The 14,867-nt window shown below is 45.5% G+C and carries 15 protein-coding genes; 10 read left to right on the forward strand and 5 right to left on the reverse strand.

Annotated features, from left to right (window positions below; all coding sequences use genetic code 11):
* Positions 1–5: 5 nt before the first annotated feature.
* Positions 6–1,145, reverse strand: a complete 1,140-nt coding sequence (gene msrB / locus VEJY3_RS16585) for a peptide-methionine (R)-S-oxide reductase MsrB (RefSeq protein ID WP_014233556.1) — start codon at positions 1,143–1,145, stop codon at positions 6–8.
* A 180-nt stretch (positions 1,146–1,325) separates the two neighbouring features.
* On the opposite strand from msrB, the gene VEJY3_RS16590 reads away from it, so the two are divergent.
* The 3 genes from VEJY3_RS16590 (at position 1,326) to VEJY3_RS16600 (ending at position 2,894) form a co-directional block, all read left to right on the forward strand.
* Positions 1,326–1,724: an OsmC family protein gene (locus VEJY3_RS16590; protein WP_014233557.1), complete on the forward strand. Its 399-nt coding sequence runs from the start codon at positions 1,326–1,328 to the stop codon at positions 1,722–1,724.
* Positions 1,725–1,838: 114 nt separating this feature from the next.
* On the forward strand, positions 1,839–2,393 hold the full coding sequence (locus tag VEJY3_RS16595) for a sugar O-acetyltransferase (RefSeq protein ID WP_014233558.1): 555 nt from the start codon (positions 1,839–1,841) through the stop codon (positions 2,391–2,393).
* Between the two features lie 141 nt (positions 2,394–2,534).
* On the forward strand, positions 2,535–2,894 hold the full coding sequence (locus VEJY3_RS16600) for a DUF805 domain-containing protein (RefSeq protein ID WP_014233559.1): 360 nt from the start codon (positions 2,535–2,537) through the stop codon (positions 2,892–2,894).
* Between the two features lie 328 nt (positions 2,895–3,222).
* Here VEJY3_RS16600 and VEJY3_RS16605 read toward each other — a convergent pair whose 3' ends face one another.
* Positions 3,223–3,627, reverse strand: coding sequence for a membrane protein (locus tag VEJY3_RS16605; RefSeq protein WP_014233560.1), 405 nt, complete (start codon positions 3,625–3,627; stop codon positions 3,223–3,225).
* 162 nt (positions 3,628–3,789) lie between these two features.
* Here VEJY3_RS16605 and VEJY3_RS16610 point away from each other — a divergent pair, with 162 nt between their 5' ends.
* Genes VEJY3_RS16610 through VEJY3_RS16625 form a run of 4 tightly spaced genes read left to right on the forward strand, consistent with a single transcriptional unit; the run spans position 3,790 to position 9,643 of the window.
* Positions 3,790–4,974, forward strand: coding sequence for an ABC transporter substrate-binding protein (locus VEJY3_RS16610; RefSeq protein ID WP_014233561.1), 1,185 nt, complete (start codon positions 3,790–3,792; stop codon positions 4,972–4,974).
* 42 nt (positions 4,975–5,016) lie between these two features.
* Complete coding sequence (locus tag VEJY3_RS16615; RefSeq protein WP_014233562.1) at positions 5,017–5,886, forward strand: branched-chain amino acid ABC transporter permease; 870 nt, start codon at positions 5,017–5,019, stop codon at positions 5,884–5,886.
* A complete protein-coding gene (locus VEJY3_RS16620) occupies positions 5,883–8,366 on the forward strand; it encodes an ATP-binding cassette domain-containing protein (RefSeq protein WP_014233563.1) in 2,484 nt (827 codons plus the stop codon). Before VEJY3_RS16615 ends, VEJY3_RS16620 begins: the two co-directional genes overlap by 4 nt.
* Positions 8,366–9,643 carry an amidohydrolase family protein gene (locus VEJY3_RS16625; protein WP_014233564.1) on the forward strand — a complete coding sequence of 426 codons (1,278 nt, stop codon included), beginning with the start codon at positions 8,366–8,368 and terminating at the stop codon, positions 9,641–9,643. The genes VEJY3_RS16620 and VEJY3_RS16625 overlap by 1 nt, the downstream gene beginning before the upstream one ends.
* Before the next feature lie 60 nt (positions 9,644–9,703).
* Here VEJY3_RS16625 and VEJY3_RS16630 read toward each other — a convergent pair whose 3' ends face one another.
* Together VEJY3_RS16630 and VEJY3_RS16635 are read right to left on the reverse strand one after the other, a co-directional pair.
* Positions 9,704–10,405, reverse strand: a complete 702-nt coding sequence (locus VEJY3_RS16630) for a GntR family transcriptional regulator (protein ID WP_014233565.1) — start codon at positions 10,403–10,405, stop codon at positions 9,704–9,706.
* Positions 10,406–10,579: 174 nt separating this feature from the next.
* Positions 10,580–11,485: a LysR family transcriptional regulator gene (locus VEJY3_RS16635; RefSeq protein WP_014233566.1), complete on the reverse strand. Its 906-nt coding sequence runs from the start codon at positions 11,483–11,485 to the stop codon at positions 10,580–10,582.
* 131 nt (positions 11,486–11,616) lie between these two features.
* On the opposite strand from VEJY3_RS16635, the gene yjjG reads away from it, so the two are divergent.
* Positions 11,617–12,291 (forward strand): pyrimidine 5'-nucleotidase, encoded by a 675-nt coding sequence (gene yjjG / locus VEJY3_RS16640; RefSeq protein WP_014233567.1) that lies wholly within the window; start codon positions 11,617–11,619, stop codon positions 12,289–12,291.
* A 38-nt stretch (positions 12,292–12,329) separates the two neighbouring features.
* Positions 12,330–12,869 carry an NUDIX hydrolase gene (locus VEJY3_RS16645; protein WP_014233568.1) on the forward strand — a complete coding sequence of 180 codons (540 nt, stop codon included), beginning with the start codon at positions 12,330–12,332 and terminating at the stop codon, positions 12,867–12,869.
* 73 nt (positions 12,870–12,942) lie between these two features.
* Here the strand turns inward: VEJY3_RS16645 and VEJY3_RS16650 are convergent, their stop codons facing one another.
* The gene (locus VEJY3_RS16650; RefSeq protein ID WP_014233569.1) at positions 12,943–13,377 is read right to left on the reverse strand and encodes a hypothetical protein; all 435 of its coding nucleotides are present in this window, start codon (positions 13,375–13,377) and stop codon (positions 12,943–12,945) included.
* A 316-nt stretch (positions 13,378–13,693) separates the two neighbouring features.
* On the opposite strand from VEJY3_RS16650, the gene macA reads away from it, so the two are divergent.
* A complete protein-coding gene (gene macA / locus VEJY3_RS16655) occupies positions 13,694–14,866 on the forward strand; it encodes a macrolide transporter subunit MacA (RefSeq protein WP_014233570.1) in 1,173 nt (390 codons plus the stop codon).
* Position 14,867: the final 1 nt, after the last annotated feature.

The following is a 14,867-nucleotide window of genomic DNA, read 5'->3' on the forward strand; positions in this document are numbered from 1 at the left end:
TCCCACTATTTGAAAAGATACAAGTAATCGCCGTAACCTTGCTGCGCCATTTTATTTACAGGAACAAATTTCATCGCAGCAGAGTTCATGCAGTAACGCAGGCCGGTTGGCTTTGGCCCGTCTTCAAACACATGACCAAGGTGTGAGTCTCCGAATTTACTGCGCACCTCTGTTCTCGGATACAACAACTTATAATCGGTTTTTTCCACGATGTATCCGGGGTTGATTGGTTTAGTAAAGCTTGGCCAACCGGTGCCGGATTTGTATTTGTCGGTTGAAGAAAATAGCGGTTCGCCCGTGACAATATCCACGTAAATACCCGCTTTTTTGTTATCCCAATACTCGTTATCAAACGGCTTCTCTGTCCCTTCTTCTTGTGTGACGTAATATTGCAATTCCGTCAGGGTAGACTTGATTTTAGCTTGGGTAGGTTTGTTGTAAGCTTTGACCTTCGACAATAGCTTTTTTTCTTCGATAAGTTGGCGAAGGGTTTTCGGACGTTCTTTACGATCATCGCCGAACACGTCATCCAGGTACTGATCTCGTCCCGAGGCGTAACGGTAGTATTTGTATTTCAAACTGCTCTTTTTGTAATAGTCCTGATGGTATGTCTCGGCAGGATAAAACTTCTCAAATTTGATTAACTCAGTTTTCAGCGGTTTCGGATAGATCATCGCTTTGTCGATTTCCATCATGAAGTCTTCAGCAATCTGCTTTTGCTGCGCATTGTGATAAAAAATCGCTGGGCGATATTGAGGACCGCGATCAACAAACGAGCCTTTATCGTCGGTCGGATCGATGTGCCTGAAAAAGTAGTCCAGAACTTGCTCGTAGCTCACCACGCTTGGATCGTATTTCACCTCGACCACTTCAATGTGCCCGCTCTTACCCGAAGACACTTGTTTGTAGGTTGGGTTTTTAACGTGACCACCCGAATAGCCGGAAACCACGTCCAACACACCGGTTAGTTGCTCTAAATCTGACTCTGTACACCAAAAGCAGCCGCCCGCAAGTGTCGCAACCTCTACTTTTTCCGATGTGTTCGTTTTGCTCATCGTATCCGCGTTGCTTACCGTACTGATTAGTAGGAACAAGACTGGCAGCCCGAAAGAGAATCCGATTATTAACTTAGATAACGTCTTCATAGCATCCTCTATAATTAATTTCTCAACTGTTACGTAAATAGAAAGGTAACAGAGCGAAAAAATTGCACGAATCTTGAAAATTACGTTGTCCTTTTTTCTAACAAAGATAGAGTATCGGCACGAAACATACCTGCTCGTTGATACGAGGGTGTTAACGAACGATGCAATATGAGGTAAACCATGCAAGCAGAAGTTAAATGGGTCGAAGATTTTAAATTCCTAGGTCAGTCTCAGTCTGGCCATTCTGTCGTGATGGACGGGAATGGTGGCGCGACGGCTCCAAGCCCAATGGAAATGGTACTAATGGCGGCGGGCGGTTGTAGCTCTGTCGACGTTGTAGATGGTTTAAAATCTGCAGAGCAAAAGGTTGAGTCGGTCAACGCGAAGTTAACCACAGAGCGTCGCGAAACGGCACCGCGTATTTTTACCAAAGTGAATATCCACTTTGAAGTGTCTGGTAATGATCTGAATCCAGAAATTGTTGCGCAAGTTGCGGCAGATTCCCTCGAAAAATATTGCTCAGTTTGTTTGATGCTTGGAGAAGGCGTTGAGATGACCCATAGCTGGGAAATTGTTTAACCCCGCATAACGCCAAAAATCAGAAAACAGGAAGGAGAAAAGCGTCGTCTTTTCTCTTTTTTTATTTCTGAAATCACGTACGGTGAGTGGTGTTTTAAGTAGTAGGGTTTTCCAATGACAGAATTAGAGAAAATGATGTCTGGCCAAGTGTTTAATGGTATGGATGAATCAATCGATGCCATTAGGACGCACGCCACTCATGCATTGCGCGCGTTTAACAACAATACCGATGAAAGTCAGCGTGACGCGTTGCAAAAGCAACTGTTTGGTAAAGCAGGGTTGTGTATTGTTCAAGCTCCGTTTCACTGCGAGTTTGGTAAAACCATTGAAATTGGTGAAGAGACCTTTATCAACATGAATGTGGTTATGCTTGACGGTGCAAAAATTACCATTGGAAATAACGTCCTGATTGGCCCAAGTGCCCAGTTTTATACCGCTTCACATTCATTGGATTATCGCAGTCGCCGACGCTGGGAAACCTTTTGTAAACCGATCGTTGTCGAAGACGATGTATGGATTGGTGGTAACTCCGTCATCAATCAAGGGGTGACGATTGGTGCTCGATCCGTCATTGCGGCAAACTCAGTTGTAAACAGTGATGTTCCGCCCGATTGCCTTTATGGCGGGACGCCAGCGAAATTGATTCGTCGTCTGGATGAAAAGGACTAGTTTCAAAGCGATCTTCCATCAACCGAGTAAGATATGGTTGAAAATTGCGACTAAGTGCAAAAAGTTGCATTTGTCGAGGTAAGTATGAGTTATGCACTATATAGTTAGTGTTAGCAAACTTACCAAGTCGGGAGAAAAGAGATGGATTGGTACTTAGCAGTATTAAAGAAATATGCAGTGTTTAACGGAAGAGCAAGAAGAAAAGAGTATTGGATGTTCTTTTTATTCAACCTTCTGATTACGATTGTTTTAGAAATTATTGATGGCCTATTAGGCACGGCTTTGATTGGCGCTGTTTACGGGCTCGCTGTGTTGATTCCTAGTATTGCTGTTACCGTGCGTCGATTACACGACATAGGACGAACAGGCTGGTGGGTATTGATTGGCTTGATTCCTTTGCTTGGTTTGATCGTACTGATTATTTTTGCTGCGACTGAAGGTAACAGAGGCAGGAATGAGTACGGCTCAGATCCGAAAGAGGCAGGTGAAGCCTTCGCTTAATATAACCAAATGACTTTAAGATGCTGAATTCAGAGCGTTGTCACTGGCTCGAGTTCAAGGAAAATAACCAGCGGAATAGAGAGTTTTTGCCAAGCCATTCTTGCTGAACTATGCAATTCGGTATAACTTTCTTTGAATAAATCTTGGCATTTTCCGAACACTGGATTTGATTTTAATCTCGGGTTAGTACCTCTTAAGCTTTAAACTGGCACTAATTATAAAATATGATTTTAACTATCGCTAAAAGCCTGCAATTACTTAATTTGCAGGCTTTTTTATTGTAGTTAACCTGAACGCAGGCTAGTTAAGTGGTTGAGAAAGGGGGGAGTTATGCCTTTTCGCGATTTATTTCTGGCGTTAGGATCCACTCAGCGCTGTCATTAAGTACATCCATTTTGGTGATTTTCCCATTACGCACCTCAAAACGGTCGGTGTAGCGGTTACCGTCAAAGTGACGACCATCTTTCCATTGCCCATACAAGTAGCCGATGGAGTAAACCACACAATGATCTTCTTTCTGCATCGCATCATACTGGACGATATTCTTTTTTACCCACTGATAGCGCTGCTGGTTAAATGCTGTGATAGCTTGGGCATTTTCCATCTCTCGGCGTCCAGTAAACGTGATCTTTACTTCGTTATCCATGTAGGTAGCGGCAGTATCTGGATCTGGAATCATTGACGCCTCTAAAAACTTACTCACGATTTCTACTGCTTTATCTACTTCTGTCATATCTTTTTCCTTGTTGTATACATTTGGTGCAAACTTATCCAAATCGGATCATTTTTGTGCACATTTTTACGTTAATTCACCGAAAATCAGGGCTTTTCGTCTGGCATCTTAATTGCTAGCAATAATTGTGCAATAGCTAGCAATCAATAAGAGAGGGATTTTATGAAGCGTTTAACAATGAAGAAATTGGTGAATAAAGGATTGAAGGTTGGGGTTGGTACGGTGCTTTCGTTAAGCGCTATTTCTGCTTATGCCGTTGAACCGATCAAAGTGGGGCTAGTAGCGGCACTTTCTGGGCAGTCTGCAAAATCAGGCGAGGCGATAACAAGAGGTTTAGAAGTTGCCATTGATGAAATTAACGCGGCTGGTGGCGTACTTGGACGTCCGCTAGAGCTAGTGCGTCGTGATGATGAAAGTAATCCGTCTAAAGGTTTACTGGCCGCCCGTGAACTGATTCAGAAGGAAGATGTTTCTGTACTGTTTGGCGGGCTGGATACGCCAGTCTCATTGGCCATTGTTCCTGTGGCAAACAAAATGAAAATGCCTTTCATGGGCGTATGGGCTGCTGGGACACCGATTACGAAAAATGGTGCGAAAGAGAACTATGTTTTCCGTGTTTCTGCTGTTGATGAAGTCGTTGACGAAGCTTTAGTGCAGTACGCCATCGATAAATACGAAATGAAAAAGCCAGGTATGCTACTGATTAATAACCCATGGGGCGAATCCAATGAGAAAGGGTTTCGACTCGCGCTTGAAGCTCGTGGTATGGAATACACTGGCATCGAACGAATTGAGTCAGGTGACGTAGATCTGGTTCCGCAACTCACTCGACTGAAAGAGAAGGGCACCGACACTTTGTTGATGGTCGCTAACGTAGCACCTTCGGCTCAGGTGGTGAAGTCACTTGAGCGTATGGGCTGGGATGTTCCAGTGGTTTCACACTGGGGGCCTGCCGGTGGTCGTTTTGGCGAGCTTGCCGGACCAACCGCTGATCGCGTGCACTTTATTCAAACCTTTACGTTTACCGATACTCAGTCAGGAAAAGGCGGTGACGTGTTTGCCAAGTTGCAGGCTAAATTCCCGGAAATAAAAACAGTTGCTGACGTGACGCCAGCTGTGGGGATCGCCAACGCCTATGATGCGATGCATCTAACGGCGATGGCTATTGAGAATGCCGGTTCGACAAAAGGCAGTGATATTCGTTCTGGTTACTATCGTATCGATGACTATAAGGGGCTGATCAAGGATTTCAAACGCCCATTCAGTGAAACACAACATGATGCGATTGGCGCGAAAGATTATGTATTCACTCACTTCGTAAACGATCAAATTGTTCCTGTGCAATAAGAATAGTTATTCACTAGGTCAACGTTAGGAGAGGGTGAAGTAATGTTAACTGCTGCAATCATTACCGGGCTAGGTCTGGGGAGCATGTATGCTCTCCTTGCACTCGGGTTTCATATCACTTACATCGTTAGTAAGACCGTAAACTTTTCTCAGGGCAGCGCTATGATGCTCGGAGCGGTACTGGCTTATACCTTGTGTATTACTTGGGGAATGCCTTACTGGATGGCGTTTTGTATCACCTTAATGCTGAGCGCACTATACGGTTTGGTTATTGAGAGGTTTCTCGTCCGTCCGTTTGCTATGAAAGGATCCGACGCCTGGCTAATGGCGACGGTCGCGGGTGGCATTCTGATTGATAACGCCGTCTTGTTTACATTTGGCAAAGAACCCCGCCAGTTCAGTAACGCATTTGCGACGACCAGTATTGATTTGTTTGGGAGTGGTGTTTACGCCTTGCAAATCATCATTCCTATCGTTGGCGTCATTATCGCTTTGCTGCTTGCCTATGCTGTGCATCATACCCGTCTTGGAAAAGTACTTCAGGCTTGTGTGCAAAACCCGAATTCAGCACAACTGATGGGGATTAACGTTGGACGCGTGGTCGCAGCGAGCTTTGCGGTGTCTACCGTGCTGGCCGCGATTGCTGGGATTTTGATTGCCCCATTATTTGCCGTTCATTCGGATATGGGCACCTTGTTCGGTCTGAAAGCATTTGCGGTTGCTATTTTGGGAGGCATTACCAGTGCATCTGGTGTGTTTACCGCTGGCATCATTTTTGGCTTGGTAGAAGCAATCGTAACCGTTTATCTGGGCTCTGCATTTACACAGATCATCACCTTTACACTCGTTATTTTTGCCCTAGCAGTGAAACCTAATGGACTGTTTGTCAGAGGTCAGGAGATCAAAGTATGAGTTTGACAGGAACAAAATCGTGGTTACTAGTCGCAGTCGCCACGTTGGTAGGTTCGCTTTTGTGTTTCCTACTCGATAGTTACTCGCTATTGGTGTTTACCTTATGTGTTATCACTGCTTTAGTGGGGGTTGGACTGAACATTTTAATGGGTATGAGTGGACAGATAAGCTTTGGACATATTGCCTTTTACGCAATAGGTGCTTACATCAGTGCGCTTCTACTGTTAAATGATGTACCGTTTGGATTAGCCGTGCTGTCTGCCGCTTTGGTATGTGGTGGTATCGGCGCTTTGTTAGCGATACCGGCTATGCGCGTGAGCGGGCCTTATTTGGCCATGGTCACTATCGCTTTTGCTTTTGTTGTTCATCATGGCTTGATGGAATGGCGTGATGTCACCGGGGGCGCAAACGGCTTAATGGGCATTCCTATGCCTGAGCTCGGTGATTTGGAAGCAGAGCGATTACTGGCGTTGATCGGCGTGATGATTTTAGGATCGTCATTACTGGTCTACCAACATCTCTATTCGAGTGGATGGGGAAAAGCGATGCGAGCGGTAAAATCTAGCCCGATCGCAGCACGTTCGCTAGGCTTTAATCCGCTGCAGACACAAACACTGGCGTTTGCCATCTCAGCGCTGTTCGCGGGTTTGGCTGGCGCTATGATCCCCCCACTGATGATGTATATCAGTCCTAGTACCTTCCCCTTTACTCAGTCGATCTTGTTTGTATTAGTGGTGATTCTTGGTGGGGTTGGCACATTGTGGGGGCCCGTCATTGGTGCGGCGATTGTCGTTTTGTTGCCAGAACTTCTTGCTCCGTTGGCAGAGTACCGTCTGCTTATTTTCGCAGCACTTTTACTTGCCGTTCTTTGGGGGGCGCCTCGGGGACTTCTTGGCGAAATCAGCGTTAAGTTTCGTCGTACTTCAATACAACTACCACCCAAATCGGTCAATCGTCACCTGATTGGTACGTTTTATGACCGAGCTGACAATGGACTCAATGGATTGCGTGTTGATGACATTAGTATCAGCTTTGGTGGTGTTGCGGCCGCTCAAGGCGTCAGCTTTGAAGCTCCTCTGGGCAAAGTAACCAGTATTATCGGTCCAAATGGTGCCGGTAAGACGACGGTACTCAACATGATCAGCGGCTTTTACAATCCGGATAATGGCAGCGTCAAGCTCAATGAAGAGTTGGCTGGTATGAGTGCTCATCGAATCGCTCGTTGTGGTATTTCTCGTACTTACCAAACCAGCCAGCTGTTTGACAGTATGTCTGTGTTGGAAAATCTCCTCGCGGCAATGCAGCAAGGTAGTATCGGACACCCATTCTATGCGGAACAAGCAGGGCAGCGTGATCTTGCTTTAAACCTGCTAGCTCTGGTTGGTTATCGAGGTTCGATTAATACTCCAGCTCAAGATTTACCTCATGTCGACCGACGTTTGGTTGAAATTGCTCGTTCATTAGCAACATGTCCTTGGGTTCTGCTGTTGGATGAACCTGCCGCAGGATTAAGCCGTGAAGATACGGATCAGCTGGCTGGGCTTATCAAGTCCATTGCCAGATTTGGTATCGCCGTCATTCTGGTTGAGCATGACATGAAGTTAGTGATGGGAGTCAGTGACCAAATTCTGGTGTTAGATGCTGGTAAACCGATCGCGTTGGGAGAACCAAAACAGATTCAGAACAATGAGAAGGTCATTGCAGCCTATCTTGGCGCGACCAACTATGAAGCGCCACAACGAACTGAAAAATGGCGAGCCACCAGAGAGTCAGTACTATTTACTAAAGGCCTAACCATAGATTATGGCGCATCACCTGTGGTTGAAGATGTCGATGTTGAAGTCAATCCGGGGGAGTGTGTTGCGATTCTAGGTGCGAATGGCGCAGGTAAAAGCAGTATCTTACAAGCGATGGCTGGGCTGAAAAAAGCAGGGGCTGGAACAATCGGTTTGGACGATAGCTATATCCATGAGCTTAATGCTAATCAAATCGCCAAACGGGGCTTAGCATTGGTACCCGAAGGTCGTCAATTATTCGGTGAATTGTCCGTGAAAGACAACTTACTGATGGGGTCTTACTCGAGACAGGACACTGTCGATCCTGAGTCTGAAATCGAAGCCATTTTACAACGCTTTCCTCGCTTACGGGACAGAATCGACAGTCCTGCCGGACTGCTTTCTGGTGGGGAACAACAGATGGTTGCTGTCGGTCGGGCCTTGATGGCCAAGCCAAGAGTACTGCTGTTGGATGAGCCGTCACTTGGTCTGGCACCTTCGATGATTGGTGAACTGTATGATGCACTGGCGCAGCTTCGTGATGACGGGGTAACCATACTATTAGTTGATCAAATGGCTAACTTGGCATTACAGATTGCCGATCGTGCCTACGTCCTTGAAACTGGGAAAGTGGTGCAATCTGGTACTGCAGAACAGCTATTGTCCGATTCTGAGTTAGAAAAAGCGTACATGGGAGCAAGTTAATGAAAGCAGATACAGCAGTGATTAACTTCCGTTTAGAAGGACAAGATGCTTTACAGATTGCACTGATAAAGCAGGGGTATTTTGTTCAGTTTCTGTCTCAAAATGAAGTCGACGTTTCTGGTTTGGAAGTGGATAACGTGATTAATGCGAAAGGACAACTGATGCTTCCGGGCTTAATAGAAACCCATGTTCATCTTGATAAAGCGTGTACAGTCTCACGTTGTCAGCTACACCAAGGAACACTCAAAGAAGCGATTGAACAGACAGCAGCTCTGAAGCAAGCATTCACTTACGATGATGTTTATCAGAGAGGAAAGCGAGTACTGGAAAAAGCGATCACTCAAGGCACCAGCTACATGCGAACGCATGTAGAAATTGATCCGGTGATCGGGTTGATAGGTTTTAATGCGATTAAGCAGTTAAAACAAGACTATGCCTGGGCGATCACGCTAGAGCTATGTGTTTTCCCGCAGGAAGGGCTACACAATAACCCTGGTACCTACGACCTGTTAGTGTCTGCGTTAGAGCAGGGTGCAGATTTACTGGGAGGATGTCCGTATACCGATAGTGATCCTGAGCAGCAGATACGAACGTTATTTGCTCTGGCTGTTGAGTACGATGTTGATTTGGATTTTCATCTTGACTTTGATTTGGACAGTTCCAGCATGTCTTTACCCCATGTATTGGAAATGACTCGAGAGTTCGAATATCAAGACCGTGTAACTGTTGGGCATGTGACCAAACTTTCCGCTCTTAAACCGGATTATCTGGCGGAAATAGCAAAGCAAATGGTTAGTGCGGGGGTGCGGTTAACGGCTCTACCGAGCACCGACTTGTTTTTAAATGGAAGAGAGTATGATCATTTAGTGCCAAGAGGGGTTGCACCGCTTTTGCCATTGAGTGCTCATGGTGTCTGTTGTTCTGTTTCAAGTAATAATATTGAGAACCCATTTACACCTTACGGCGATGCGTCTCAGGTTAGGCAAGCAAATTTGTACGCAAATATAGCGCAGTTGGGCACCCCGAATGAGCTTCGTCAGTGCTTTGAATGGATTTCCGGTGAGTCGGCAAAGATCATGCGTTTAGCTGACTACGGCATTGGCGTAGGAAAGGTTGCGGATGTGGTGTTTTTTGATGCCAATGCTCAAGCGGAAGTGGTGGCGACTATTCAACCTCCAAGTATGGGGCTTAAGCGCGGAGCGGTTACTTTTACTCGGCAGAAGACGATGTTAAAGCCCCCTCAGGCTAACGTTGCAGATACGATAGTGAACGAATAACGGCTTGATCTCGAGCTACAAAGAAAAAGGGAAGGGCTCACTTCTCTTTTTCTGTTTAGATTATCCGCGGAGTGCTTCGTTTAGCTCCAGTTCTTGATCTTTGCTGCTACTCAGTACCAGCTCCGCTTCTAAGTGATCTAAATGAGCGATCATTACCGACGTTGCTTGCTGCGCATCACCGCACTTTAGTGCGTCAATAAGGGATTGGTGTTCGTCATGCTGGCAAGATGGTACATCGTTACGCTGATACAGGGCGACGATCAGTGAACTGCGCACCATTAAGTTGTCGAACATCTCGATCAATATTTGGTTTCCACACATATCTGCGAGCATTCTATGGAACTTGGTTAATGCACTGATAATGGCGCGGCGGTCATTGGTATTAATCGCTTCTCGTTCTGCGACCATATGCGCTTCAATCTCAGACCAGCGATCTTCAATGATTTGAGGTGAAATGCCCTCAACAATACCTCTTTCAATCACTCGCCTTGCTGCGAATACTTCCCTGGCTTCTTCTTCACTTGGCTGTGAAACCCAAGCCCCTCGATTTGGCTCTATGGTCACGATGTGCTGTAGCGCCAGACGTTGTAGCGCAGTCTGAACATGGTTTCGGTTTGCATCCAATGCTGCAACGATTTGAGCTTCAACAAGACGTTGGCCGGGCTTAAGCTTGTGTTGGGCAATAGCTTTGGACAAGGAACCCATAATGCGTTGTACTTCTTGTTGTTTATGAGTCGAAGCTTTAGAGCGCGACGTAACCATATTTTTATCACCCCATTTTTCAAATACTAAACTCAACTTCAGCTGTTTTTAGTCTCTGCCTTATCTTTAATTCTTAACGCTTTTTCTAACTTCTGAGCTTTGCTCCTACTATATCAGAACAGCGCACCAGATTTGAAACTTCAGTGCTGATGAATAGGTTAGCGTAAACCTTAGTTAGCGATCCCAGTAGGGTAAATCAGTCCCCAGCTTTTCGCTGATATAGTCGATAAATACCCTCACTTTTAACGGCATGTGTTTACGTTCTGGAAAAACGGCGTAAATGGCGTGCTCTGGTAGCGCGTAATCTTCCATGACTACTTTGAGGTTACCAGCAGCGATGTCTCTTGATGCGATAAAAGTGGGTAGCTGAGCAACGCCAGAACCTCTTAGCAGAAGTTGCCGAATGGCTTCGCTGTTATTCACAACAAAGTTACCTTTTGGCAAAACGCGGTACTCACTGCCGTTGTTAATGAACATCCACTCTACGCCACCTCGAAAGTACGAATACAGCAGACAGTTATGGGCAACCAGATCACTTGGCTTTTGCGGAGTACCGAACTCAGCAAGGTAATCGGGTGATGCGCAAAGCACACTTTTACAAGGTGCGAGACGCTTGGCAACTAAGTTAGAAGAGGCTAACTCTCCAATGCGGATACCCAAATCAAAGCCGTCTTTGATCAAGTCGACCATCTTATCTTCGAGGTTCAGGTCCACTTCGATCTTAGGGTAACGAGAGAGAAACTCACTGATTAGAGGCGAGATATGCAGCACGCCAAATGACATCGGCACAGTGATTTTAAGCCGCCCTTGCGGAGAGCCTTGCAATTCGGAAACCGCATCGACACCTTGTTGAGCAAGATTGACTGCTTGAGACGCATATTCAAAGTAGCGTCTGCCCGCTTCGGTCAGGCTTAATTTTCTTGTAGTGCGGTTAAGTAAACGAATGCCGAGATCGTCTTCCAGTTGATTGATGCGCTTACTGACGGCAGATTTTGTCAGGTTAAGTTGTTTGGCTGCAAGCGAAAAGCTGCCGCACTCTACCCCCGCCACAAATACCGGCAGGGAGGCTATCGCATTCACATCAATTTCCTTACATTGTTGATTCAAAGGATACAATTAATTTCCAATTATAGTGATTATCTTCCAGAAGAAAACAATCTAGACTATGTACCCATAAGATTATCGACGACCTTGAATTTTGGGATGAAAAAATGAAGTACGATTGGATTCTGTTTGACGCTGACGAGACCTTGTTTCACTTTGACGCTTTCAAAGGTTTGCAACTGATGTTTTCTCGCAAAGGCGTAGATTTTACAGAGCAAGATTTTGCTCACTACCAAACGGTAAACAAGCCACTATGGGTTGACTATCAAGATGGAAAAGTGTCAGCAGATGAGCTTAAACACAAACGGTTTACCGAATGGGCAGAAAAGCTCAACACGACTACCGCAGAATTAAACAGCGCGTTTTTAGAAGCCATGGCTGACATTTGTAGCCTGCTGCCAGGGGCGAAAGATCTGATGGAAGCGCTACAAGGTAAAGCTAAAATGGGCATCATCACCAATGGCTTTACTGAGTTGCAGGCTATCCGTCTTGAACGTACCGGGATGACCGACTACTTCGAGCAAATCGTGATCTCCGAGCAAGTTGGTGTCGCAAAACCGGACTTAGGCATTTTTGAATACGCGATGCAGCAAATGGGTCACCCATGTAAAACGCGTGTATTAATGGTAGGTGATAATCTGCATTCAGATATTTTGGGCGGTAATAATTTTGGCATTGAAACCTGTTGGTTGAACACCACCGGCGCAAGTGTTGACGAACGTATCGCACCTAGCTATACCGTAGAATCATTGAGTGAACTAAAGAACATTTTGATTGCGTAGAGAGTCAATCAATAGGCTTTTATAAACAAGGAATAACCATGTCAGATATCAAGCAGCTCGACAGTAAAATTGTCTATCAAAATAAGTGGATGACGGTTCGTGAAGACAAAATTTTGCGTCCAAGTGGCGCGGAAGGCATCTACGGTGTTGTCGACAAACCAGACTGTGCGGCGATACTTGCTATCGATAATGGAATGATTCACTTGGTTCAACAGTTTCGTTATACCGTAGGACAGCGTTGCTGGGAGATCCCGCAAGGTGCCTGGGAATCCAGCCCGGATGTTGATCCGCTGGAGCTCGCAAAAGGCGAACTTAGGGAAGAAACTGGCATGTTAGCGGGAACAATGGAGTACGTGGGTCCTCAGTTTATTGCTTACGGTTTTCTGAATCAGACTTGCCACGTTTACTTTGCAAGCGATCTTACTGAAGTGGGCAATAAGCTTGATAGCGAAGAAGAAGATCTTATTTCCCGGGCATTCTCTGTAGAAGAATTCGAGCAGATGATGATAGAAGGGTCAATCAAAGACAGTGTGACGATTGCCGCTTATGGTCTAGCGAAACTCAAGAAATTCATTTAATTCCACAGGACTATTGGTTGCTTTTGAATTTTTACAGCGGCATGGTGCCGCTGTATCAGACATGATATGTCGTTTATTCGTCGACTTTCTTACCTAATATTTCCACATGTGCTTTTTTAGTCACACCAGTGACTTGTAGCGCAGTATTGCCAACAGATTCGTAATTCAATTCGATCTTATCTAGTTTAGCGTCATCTTTTGTTGGAAGGCTCAGGCTGCGTGATGACATGCCACTGGTGAGAACACCCAAACTGTCGAATGTTTTTTCTTTGCCGTCCTTCATGATGACTTTAATGCTCTTTAGATTCACGGTACCTTGCGTACATTTGATCTTTATGTGACTAAAACGAGCATTCGCAAACGGAGATAGAGGGTTTACAGTGTCTGTCTCTGATTTAAAGCTTACGGTTTTTTCCGCAATTTTGTCCCAATCACTATCACTCGCGACCGATTGAAATGACGCACAGGCCGCTAAAAGGCAGAGTGAGATGGTTTTCAGTAGTTTCATATCTTTTCCTCGCAATAAACTTAGACGTTTTTTAATTCAATTCGATGGGTACTGTGCTCTTTTCCTGTCAAAAACTGGTGTTGTCTTAAAGACAAGACCAGTTTTTACTTGGGCAGTTTAAGCCGATTTTCTTATTGTAAATCCATCGCTTAGTGTAGTTCAGGAATGGACATCTCACGACTTAATTTAGCTAGGCTATCTAGATTTTGGGGAGAAGAATCTTGACGATACTTTACTTATCTTTACGACTACCTGCCTATACGTCTTGATTAAATCGCAGTATAAAATAATAACGATTACTTACTTCACATCTTTTATGAAACTCAAGAAAAAATGGCTCGCATTGTGTGGTGTTCTTCTCGCTGGTGCGGCTGGAGTGTACTTTTTACAACCTCCGGAAGAACTCTCTTCTTATGCCACAGAAACGGTACGTAAAGGGAACATTGAAAAAGCCGTTTTGGCGAATGGAATGTTGCAGGCATCGAAGCTTGTTAATGTTGGTGCTCAGGTCTCAGGACAGATTCAAAGTTTGGCGGTCAGTCTCGGTGACGAGATAAAACAAGGCGATCTTATTGCCCAAATTGACAGCCTGACTCAACAAAATAGCCTCAAAGAGGCGCAAGCATCTCTGAACAGTCTCAACGCGCAATACAAGGCAAAGCAGGCTGAAATCAAACAGGCAAACTACGAGTATGTGCGTCAAAAAGGCATGCTAGCGGCAAAAGCGAGCTCAAGAGCTGATTTTGAAAATGCCGAAGCGTCATTGGCAATTTACAAAGCAGAATTAGCACAGCTCGACGCGGAAATCGAGAAAGCTAAGATCAATGTCGACAGTGCCAAAGTCGATCTTGGGTACACGACGATTAACGCTCCGATGGATGGCACCGTGGTTTACACTTCTGTTGAAGAGGGGCAAACCGTCAACGCCAATCAGACCACGCCAACCATTATCGAACTTGCCAAGCTGGATACGATGACGGTAAAAGCCGAAATCTCGGAAGCAGATGTTATCTTCGTTCATCCCGGTCAAACGGCGGTGTTCACAATTCTTGGTCAACCTAATCAGCAATATCAGGGAGTCTTACGTGCCATCGAACCCGGGCCAACGATTATGGATGGCGATGACAGCGATTTGACGATCTCTGACAGTGATGCCATTTACTACAACGCCGTTTTTGATGTTGATAATCCGCAAGGTGTTCTGCGCATTGGTATGACGGCTCAAGTCTCGATTGTTCTGGAAGAATCTCAAGATACACTCGTTATCCCGGCACAAGTACTGCAAAAATCGGGTGGCAAAAACGCTTACACGGTTCCGGTTCTGGAAAACGGCCAAGTGGTGCAAAAGCCGGTTAAAGTCGGTATCAATAATAAAGTGAATGTTGAAATTCTTTCTGGCCTGCAGGAAGGCGATCAAGTGGTATTGGGCACAGCAACGGCAGGTGGTTCGTCAAGTAGCAGACGTCCTGGACCTCCAATGGGGTTATAAG

It is taken from the genome of Vibrio sp. EJY3, from assembly GCF_000241385.1.
In the GTDB taxonomy this organism is placed as follows: domain Bacteria; phylum Pseudomonadota; class Gammaproteobacteria; order Enterobacterales; family Vibrionaceae; genus Vibrio; species Vibrio natriegens.

Bases quoted from the DNA above. Each gene is read 5' to 3' on its own strand.
- msrB (WP_014233556.1), bottom strand. From the start codon at position 1,145: ATGAAGACGTTATCTAAGTTAATAATCGGATTCTCTTTCGGGCTGCCA.
- VEJY3_RS16590 (WP_014233557.1), top strand. From the start codon at position 1,326: ATGCAAGCAGAAGTTAAATGGGTCGAAGATTTTAAATTCCTAGGTCAG.
- VEJY3_RS16595 (WP_014233558.1), top strand. From the start codon at position 1,839: ATGACAGAATTAGAGAAAATGATGTCTGGCCAAGTGTTTAATGGTATG.
- VEJY3_RS16600 (WP_014233559.1), top strand. From the start codon at position 2,535: ATGGATTGGTACTTAGCAGTATTAAAGAAATATGCAGTGTTTAACGGA.
- VEJY3_RS16605 (WP_014233560.1), bottom strand. From the start codon at position 3,627: ATGACAGAAGTAGATAAAGCAGTAGAAATCGTGAGTAAGTTTTTAGAG.
- VEJY3_RS16610 (WP_014233561.1), top strand. From the start codon at position 3,790: ATGAAGCGTTTAACAATGAAGAAATTGGTGAATAAAGGATTGAAGGTT.
- VEJY3_RS16615 (WP_014233562.1), top strand. From the start codon at position 5,017: ATGTTAACTGCTGCAATCATTACCGGGCTAGGTCTGGGGAGCATGTAT.
- VEJY3_RS16620 (WP_014233563.1), top strand. From the start codon at position 5,883: ATGAGTTTGACAGGAACAAAATCGTGGTTACTAGTCGCAGTCGCCACG.
- VEJY3_RS16625 (WP_014233564.1), top strand. From the start codon at position 8,366: ATGAAAGCAGATACAGCAGTGATTAACTTCCGTTTAGAAGGACAAGAT.
- VEJY3_RS16630 (WP_014233565.1), bottom strand. From the start codon at position 10,405: ATGGTTACGTCGCGCTCTAAAGCTTCGACTCATAAACAACAAGAAGTA.
- yjjG (WP_014233567.1), top strand. From the start codon at position 11,617: ATGAAGTACGATTGGATTCTGTTTGACGCTGACGAGACCTTGTTTCAC.
- VEJY3_RS16645 (WP_014233568.1), top strand. From the start codon at position 12,330: ATGTCAGATATCAAGCAGCTCGACAGTAAAATTGTCTATCAAAATAAG.
- VEJY3_RS16650 (WP_014233569.1), bottom strand. From the start codon at position 13,377: ATGAAACTACTGAAAACCATCTCACTCTGCCTTTTAGCGGCCTGTGCG.
- macA (WP_014233570.1), top strand. From the start codon at position 13,694: ATGAAACTCAAGAAAAAATGGCTCGCATTGTGTGGTGTTCTTCTCGCT.